At 58.0% G+C, this 6,333-nt stretch carries 9 protein-coding genes; 3 read left to right on the forward strand and 6 right to left on the reverse strand.

Translation table 11 applies throughout. The features are described 5' to 3' along the window. Nucleotides 1-40: 40 nt before the first annotated feature. Complete coding sequence (locus tag HMPREF3014_RS03190) at nt 41-1,222, forward strand: CaiB/BaiF CoA transferase family protein (RefSeq protein WP_003082450.1); 1,182 nt, start codon at nt 41-43, stop codon at nt 1,220-1,222. A 1-nt stretch (nt 1,223) separates the two neighbouring features. Here the strand turns inward: HMPREF3014_RS03190 and HMPREF3014_RS03195 are convergent, their stop codons facing one another. The 5 genes from HMPREF3014_RS03195 to HMPREF3014_RS32990 form a co-directional block, all read right to left on the reverse strand. Beyond that, on the reverse strand, nt 1,224-1,721 hold the full coding sequence (locus HMPREF3014_RS03195) for a SprT family zinc-dependent metalloprotease (RefSeq protein WP_003116346.1): 498 nt from the start codon (nt 1,719-1,721) through the stop codon (nt 1,224-1,226). A gap of 167 nt (nt 1,722-1,888) precedes the next feature. Further along, nucleotides 1,889-2,488, reverse strand: coding sequence for a Yip1 family protein (locus HMPREF3014_RS03200; protein ID WP_003082455.1), 600 nt, complete (start codon nt 2,486-2,488; stop codon nt 1,889-1,891). A 158-nt stretch (nt 2,489-2,646) separates the two neighbouring features. Then, nucleotides 2,647-3,240: a DNA-J related domain-containing protein gene (locus HMPREF3014_RS03205; RefSeq protein ID WP_003082458.1), complete on the reverse strand. Its 594-nt coding sequence runs from the start codon at nt 3,238-3,240 to the stop codon at nt 2,647-2,649. A gap of 219 nt (nt 3,241-3,459) precedes the next feature. Next, the gene (locus tag HMPREF3014_RS32985) at nt 3,460-4,062 is read right to left on the reverse strand and encodes a DUF4276 family protein (protein ID WP_071535060.1); all 603 of its coding nucleotides are present in this window, start codon (nt 4,060-4,062) and stop codon (nt 3,460-3,462) included. Further along, nucleotides 4,055-5,296: an AAA family ATPase gene (locus HMPREF3014_RS32990; RefSeq protein WP_023087665.1), complete on the reverse strand. Its 1,242-nt coding sequence runs from the start codon at nt 5,294-5,296 to the stop codon at nt 4,055-4,057. The genes HMPREF3014_RS32985 and HMPREF3014_RS32990 overlap by 8 nt, the downstream gene beginning before the upstream one ends. A 490-nt stretch (nt 5,297-5,786) precedes the next feature. Here HMPREF3014_RS32990 and HMPREF3014_RS03215 point away from each other — a divergent pair, with 490 nt between their 5' ends. Continuing rightward, nucleotides 5,787-6,002, forward strand: coding sequence for a MerR family transcriptional regulator (locus tag HMPREF3014_RS03215; protein WP_022581007.1), 216 nt, complete (start codon nt 5,787-5,789; stop codon nt 6,000-6,002). Between the two features lie 5 nt (nt 6,003-6,007). Here HMPREF3014_RS03215 and HMPREF3014_RS03220 read toward each other — a convergent pair whose 3' ends face one another. Further along, entirely contained in the window at nt 6,008-6,226 is a 219-nt protein-coding gene (locus HMPREF3014_RS03220) for a hypothetical protein (RefSeq protein ID WP_033871697.1), read from the reverse strand. Between HMPREF3014_RS03220 and HMPREF3014_RS34595 the strand changes: the two genes are divergently transcribed. Next, on the forward strand, nt 6,225-6,333 hold a 109-nt coding region (locus tag HMPREF3014_RS34595), incomplete at its 3' end, for a lysogeny maintenance protein PflM (protein ID WP_168171856.1). The two genes, HMPREF3014_RS03220 and HMPREF3014_RS34595, sit on opposite strands and share 2 nt — an antisense overlap.

Raw genomic sequence — 6,333 nt, forward strand, 5'->3', positions numbered from 1 at the left:
GGCGATCCCGACCAATGCCCGGCGACCCAGAGGAGGGAGCATGAAAGGCCCGTTGTCATCGTTGAAAGTGCTGGATTTCTCGACCCTGTTGCCGGGGCCGTTCGCCTCGCTGCTGCTGGCCGACATGGGGGCGGACGTGCTGCGCGTGGAGTCGCCCGGGCGCATGGACCTGGTGCGGGTGCTGCCGCCGCACGTCGACGGCACCTCGGCCAGCCATGCCTACCTGAACCGCAACAAGCGTTCCATCGGCCTCGACCTGAAGCGGCAGGGCGCGCGCGAGGTGGTGCTGGAGCTGGTACGCGAATACGACATCGTCCTCGAACAGTTCCGTCCGGGGGTGATGGACAAGCTCGGCGTCGGCTACGAGGCGCTGAAGGCGGCGAACCCGCGGCTGATCTACGTGGCCATCACCGGCTACGGCCAGACCGGGCCGTACCGCGAGCGCGCCGGGCATGACATCAACTACCTGGCGCTGGCCGGCGTCGCCAGCTACACCGGGCGCCGCGAGCGTGGCCCGTTGCCGCTGGGGGTGCAACTGGCGGACCTCGCCGGCGGTTCGTTGCATGGCGTGATGGGCCTGCTGGCGGCGGTCATCCACCGGCAGCAGACCGGCGAGGGGCAGTTCGTCGACATCAGCATGACCGACTGCGCCTTCAGCCTGAACGGCATGGCCGGTGCAGGCTATCTCGCGGCCGGGGTCGAGCCGGAGATGGAGGCGCTGGCGCTGAACGGCGGCAGCTTCTACGACTACTACCGCACCCGCGATGGCCGCTGGTTCTCGGTAGGCAGCCTGGAACCGCAGTTCATGCAGCAGTTCTGCGCCGCCATCGGCCGCCCGGAACTGGCCGCCCGCGGCCTGTCGCCGAAGCCGGAAGAGCAGCGGGCGCTGAAGCGCGAGATCGAGATGGAGTTCGAGAAACGCGACTTCGCCGAATGGCAGGCGGTGTTCGCCGCCCTGGATGCCTGCGTGGAGCCGCTGCTGCCGCTCTCCGAGGCGCTGGAACACCCGCAGTTGCAGGCGCGCGGGCTGGTCGCCCGGGTGCCGCTGGCGGACGGCGGCAGCCAGGCGCAGATGGCCTGTCCGATCAAGTTTTCCGCCGGCCTGCCGGCGCCTCGCCACATCGGCGCGGCGCTCGGCGCCGACACCGTGGCGGTGCTCGAAGGCCTGGGCTACTCCGCCGAACGGATCGCCGAGCTGAAGGCGGCCGGGGCCATCGCCTGAATCACTCGCGGAGCACTTCGCCGGTGAACACCAGGGTCGCCTTGCAGCGCCGGCAGTAGTAGCGGCGCCCCTTGGCCACCAGGGTGTGGCGTTGCGGGGAGAACGGGAAGTCGTTGTGCTCCGGGCAATGGCAGCGGTACAGGTAGCGGGTGGTGACGCGGCGCTTGACCGCGTAGGTGTGGCAGCGGTCCGGCGGCAGGCCGTAGATGCCGCGCATGATCAACTGCCACTCCTCGCCGTGGGGGCGGATGCGTGGGCCGAACAACTGGTGCGCGATCAGGTGCGCGACTTCGTGGGCCACGGTCTGTTCCAGGAAGTGCTCGCGGTTCTCGCGGTACAGCTGGGGATTGAAGCGCAGCAGGTTCTCGTCGAGATGGGCGACCCCGGCTTTCTGGCCGCGCAGGCGGAAGCTGACGGTCGGGCGGGGGAAGCTGCGTTGGAAGAAGTGTTCGGCCTGCCGATAGCAGGCCTCGACGCGGGCGTTGAGGTGTTCGGGCATTCGGGAAGACTCCAGCAGCGGGCGATTATGCCGGAGACAGGAGGGCGGGCGCAGGCGTCGGGACGACCGCTCGTCCGGGGTGCAGGATCAGGCAAGCGCGGCGGCGGGCAAGAAAAAACCGGGCGGCGGTTGCCCGCGGCCCGGTCGTACGATGCGTTCGCTGGACGTCAGCTGGTGTATTCCGGGCCGACCCCGCTGCCCCAGAGGATCACCGACAGGGCGATCATCGCCACCAGCACCACCAGGCCCACCGCCAGCACCGAGCTGGAGAACAGGAAGCCTTCGTCCTTGTGGATGTTCATGAAGGTGGGAATCCCCACGTAGAGCAGGTAGACCGTGTAGCTGATCGCCGCCACCCCGACGATCATTCCCAGCCAGAGGTGCGGATACAGCGCCGCCAGCCCGGCGATGAACAGCGGCGTGGCGTTGTAGGCGGCGAACACGATGCACTGGGTCAGGCTCGGGTTGGCGTCGTAGGTCCGCGCCATCCAGTGGATGAACGCGCCCATCACCGCCACCCCGGCGAGCATCGCCAGGTAGGTGAGGACCGTCATCTGCAACGCGCTGGCCTGGGTCAACTTGACCGGATCGCCGCCGCCGACCACCCAGCCGACCTGGGTCGTGCCGATATAGGCGGAAATCGCCGGAATGGCAGCCAGGATCAGGATGTGGGTCAGGTACATGTGGCTGATGCTTTCTTCTTCGCCACGGATTTCCTGCCATTCCTGATCGGGATGGGTGAAGAGCCCCCATACATGATGGATCATGCCGTTTCCTCCTCGTTCTTATGTGGTCGCCCCCCAGCGAAGCGCCGGGCGCGCATGGACAGCGCCACCCGGTGCTCGGCCGACCTATGCGACCTTATGTCGCAGTATAGGAACGGCCCGAGCCCGCGTCGCTCGCGGGGTTAGAGCAAATCGAAGCTTCACGGCCGGCTGTAATAGCGTTGCAGTATTTCCATCGCCTTGTTGATCGATTGCAGGCGCGCAGTGCTGCCGCCGCGGTCGGGATGGTGCTGGCTGACCAGTTGCCGGTAGCGCAGCTTGATGGCGGGATAGTCGACCGCGCCTTCCAGCTCGAACAGGGCGAGGGCGGCGGCCTTCTCCTCGCTGCCCTGCATGCGCGTCCAGAAACTCTGCAGCAGCCGCTCGACGTCGGCCTCGCTGGTCTCCCCCAGGTGACGCAGGTCGAGGTAGTAGTCGCGCAGCGGATCGCCCTGTTCCAGCGCCTGCGTGCCATCCACGTAAGGATGCAGGCGCAGGCTCAGCGGGCTGATCTCCAGGTGCGCCTCGCGCTCGGCCCAGAGGTGGTCGCGCAGGTGGTAGAGCGCGTTGAACAGGAGGAAATGGGTGCGGAACAGCACCAGCTTGTCGGCCAGTTCGCGATGGGGGATATGCGTCGAATGGCGGGCCTTCAGCAGCTGGATCAACTGGTATTCGGAAAGCCCCTCGGGATGCTCGCGCAGCAGGCAGAGGATCTGCCCGGCGAGGTCGAGGCGGTGGTCGAGGTCGGGAGTCATGGGGCAAGACTAGCATCGGGCGTCGGGAGGGGCTGGGGTCGGCGTCGCTTTGTGCGTAGAAGTGCAGAGCCGTTTGGGGTGTTGGCCATAACTGGCCAACGCTAGGCAATGCTGGGTGGGGAGCGTGTGTTGGGATTCATCATGTGGTCATTACTGGCCATTGTTAGCCAGTGATTTCGACACTTTTTCGACACCACTTCAATTTCACTTTACTACTACCTAGGTTACTGCGGTTAAAAATACTTGAAAACTCCTAGAGGTATTAATCTCTGGCTGCATCTCTTTTGCGACTTGTCTTGCAAAGTCAACTTTTCGCAAGCCGGCCTTAAAATATCCAGCGGCTTTTAGTTCCCTTTCTATAGCCTCCCAAGTCCCTCCCAAAATGGCGTCAGGGTTTCTATATGGGGCTTTTTTGGGAACATTGCTTCGCACCTTGGGGTAAGCCGCTCTAACTGCATTCCAATCACCAAAAAACCATGCTTCAAGCTCCTCAATTGCGATTCTATTAACTACTTTAAATGTTCCATTTTGAGGGGCAGCCGTCTTGGAAACTAAACCTGCTTGTGCGCTTACATTCTCCAGGTGCTGTTTAAGCCTGATACAATCATCATCATCACGATCAACTAAAACCACAATCCTCCAGTTGTCTGGCATCCAAGCGGAGTAGCCTTTGAGAATCTTAGGAAGTTGCTTTAGCAAATCATCTTTACATTGAAACCTAACAATCTGAAACTCAACATCACCAATAACCTTAGGCAATATTGAATCCAGTGCAACCTCCATTGAATATTCCTCAACGAGGACAATAAGCTTCTCAAGCATCTTGCTTCCTTTTTCTTGATACTTTAGGTGCTCCATGATTTGTCAAAGGGTCTCCGACCCCTAAAATACCTTCAATCCATAAATATCCAAGAGATGAACCATGCTTTATAAATTCTTTAACGCCAGGTAGGTCACTAGCTCGTATTACTTGAGTAAATCCATTCTCATCGCGATACAAAACTCTGACCTCTTCTGGTCTCATGGCGTTTAGCAAGAATGGAGAGTGAGTAGTAATCAATAGCTGCGAACGCTCGGCAGATGCCCTACACTCCTCTGCTAGTTCAGGAAGCAAACGGGGATGAAGGAAGTTTTCGGGCTCTTCAATGCCAATAAATTTAGGGGGTTCAGGGTCATATAGGACCGTCAAGTAAGCCAGCATCTTTAAAGTTCCATCAGATGCGTACTTAGAAAGAACTGGACGATCAAAGGGGGCATCTTTGATTTGAAGAAGGAGGCGTCCATCAGGCATAGGATCTGCTTCAACCCTTTCAAGCCGTGGGATTCGCTCTTGAAGAACTGAGAAAATCTCTTCTAAACGTTCTGGGTGTTGCTCCTTCAAATACTGGACTACGTTGGGTAGGTTTTCGCCCCCCTTACTTAACCTTTCTTGAGGTCCGGCTTCTGGCTGGCTTCTAGTCTGATCAATAGAAAGGTATGAAACATACCAATCTGTAATGAATTCACGTAGAGCTGCTACCCTAGGATGCTCTGAAAACTGTCCTAATGTATTAACAGCGATGAGATCAGCTGAACGGAGATTAGTTTGAACTCGCACGTCAGTTTCATCAGGAGCGTCACCACTCGCCGCCTCCCCAATGCCTCGGACAAAATTTAAGAATCGAAAAGGCTTTCCGGAGCTTCCTCTACGCCATTGTAGCCACTCTTCTACTACTTCGGGACCACGCGGCCCTTCATCAATAGCCAAGTGATAGGTAATTAACGGCGATCTTGGAGCCTCTCTGTATTTCAAGTCAAAAACAATTGGTCCGTCAGCCCCTCTGGTCTTAAGCTCACGCCCACGCCCACGGCGATCCCAAGCATACCGAAGCCCAAACTTAAAGCATTCAGATAGAAAGTTGAAGACATCGAATATAGTAGATTTCCCGCTACCATTAGGCCCCAATAGTACAGTAAGCGGAGTTAAATCATTCAGAACAACTTCCCGAAGAGCCCGATAATTTTCAACTCTTAGAGCTTCAATTCTAGGTATGTTTGTAGAGTTTCTTTTTGCCATCAGTGGTGCTCCGAATTATTAGCGAGTTTAGCCTTTAACATTCCCTGTCTTTAGCTCGGGCATACCAACGCCTAGCTACTTCTTTTGTAATTGCTATCCCGCGCTGTGACTGGTCAAGTTTCTGTTGGCATCTTCGTAGTCGGGGCTGGTCTGACCGATATCAGGCATTACCTCGCCAGTGAGTAGCCACCAACGGAACTGTGGAAAGACCTTAGCGATGGCAAGTATCTCTTCCTCCTTAATCTCCCGACTCTTGGACGGATTCTTAAGGTTGCTCCATGTGTAGCGGCTGATCCCTGTCAGTTCTTCGAGCTTAGGCAGCCGAATGTCCGACCACGCAAGGATGGCTATAACGCGCTGCTTTATCATAACTAATTCATCTAAATAAGCTCTAGTCAAATTGACTTAAGCCAAATAAGATTCGTATCAGCTTAAGTCAAAATGACTCAAGCCACTATCCAACATTGTCCAACATAGTGCAGCAAAGGCCATGGAAGTGGAAGAAATCAAGGCTCAAGACCTCCGCGCGGCGCCCCCGGTGTTGCCGTGGCGGGACTTCGCGAACTGGATTGGCATGGGGGAAGACCACGAAACAGTCCGTGGATGGATTCGTAAGGGCTATCTCCCCGCGCACAAGATCGGCAAGCACGTGATGGTCAATGTTGCGCTCTTCACCCATCAGCTGATGGAAAAGGAGGAGTTCTGATGCTGTCAGGCAACCCCATCCATGCGCTGCTGACCTTCTTGGAAGGCTATTTGCTGCAAACGGCACAGCACCCTAGCGAACCCTTCGACCGCGCCCTGATGCTGATCGATGGTCTCATGGACGCCGGCTACCTCTCCCAACCGGAAGAATCCTATCTGACCGACCTGCGGGTTGAAGCTGTCGCCTGGGGCCGTGCTCGCCAAGATAAGGAGGAAGCTGACCATGTCGTCTCCGAATTACTTGCGCCAAACCCACGCCCCGGACTGCGCCTGCTCTGTGTGCTGGTCCGCAAGGCAGGCCATCCCATTGCACAGCCCGTCGCCGTGTCCGG

Source organism: Pseudomonas sp. HMSC065H01 (genome assembly GCF_001815235.1).
In the GTDB taxonomy this organism is placed as follows: domain Bacteria; phylum Pseudomonadota; class Gammaproteobacteria; order Pseudomonadales; family Pseudomonadaceae; genus Pseudomonas; species Pseudomonas aeruginosa.

Coding starts and splice junctions, on each gene's coding strand:
- HMPREF3014_RS03220 (WP_033871697.1), bottom strand. CDS start 6,226: ATGGTCAGCTTCCTCCTTATCTTGGCGAGCACGGCCCCAGGCGACAGC.
- HMPREF3014_RS03195 (WP_003116346.1), bottom strand. CDS start 1,721: ATGCCCGAACACCTCAACGCCCGCGTCGAGGCCTGCTATCGGCAGGCC.
- HMPREF3014_RS03215 (WP_022581007.1), top strand. CDS start 5,787: ATGGAAGTGGAAGAAATCAAGGCTCAAGACCTCCGCGCGGCGCCCCCG.
- HMPREF3014_RS03200 (WP_003082455.1), bottom strand. CDS start 2,488: ATGATCCATCATGTATGGGGGCTCTTCACCCATCCCGATCAGGAATGG.
- HMPREF3014_RS32990 (WP_023087665.1), bottom strand. CDS start 5,296: ATGGCAAAAAGAAACTCTACAAACATACCTAGAATTGAAGCTCTAAGA.
- HMPREF3014_RS03190 (WP_003082450.1), top strand. CDS start 41: ATGAAAGGCCCGTTGTCATCGTTGAAAGTGCTGGATTTCTCGACCCTG.
- HMPREF3014_RS32985 (WP_071535060.1), bottom strand. CDS start 4,062: ATGCTTGAGAAGCTTATTGTCCTCGTTGAGGAATATTCAATGGAGGTT.
- HMPREF3014_RS03205 (WP_003082458.1), bottom strand. CDS start 3,240: ATGACTCCCGACCTCGACCACCGCCTCGACCTCGCCGGGCAGATCCTC.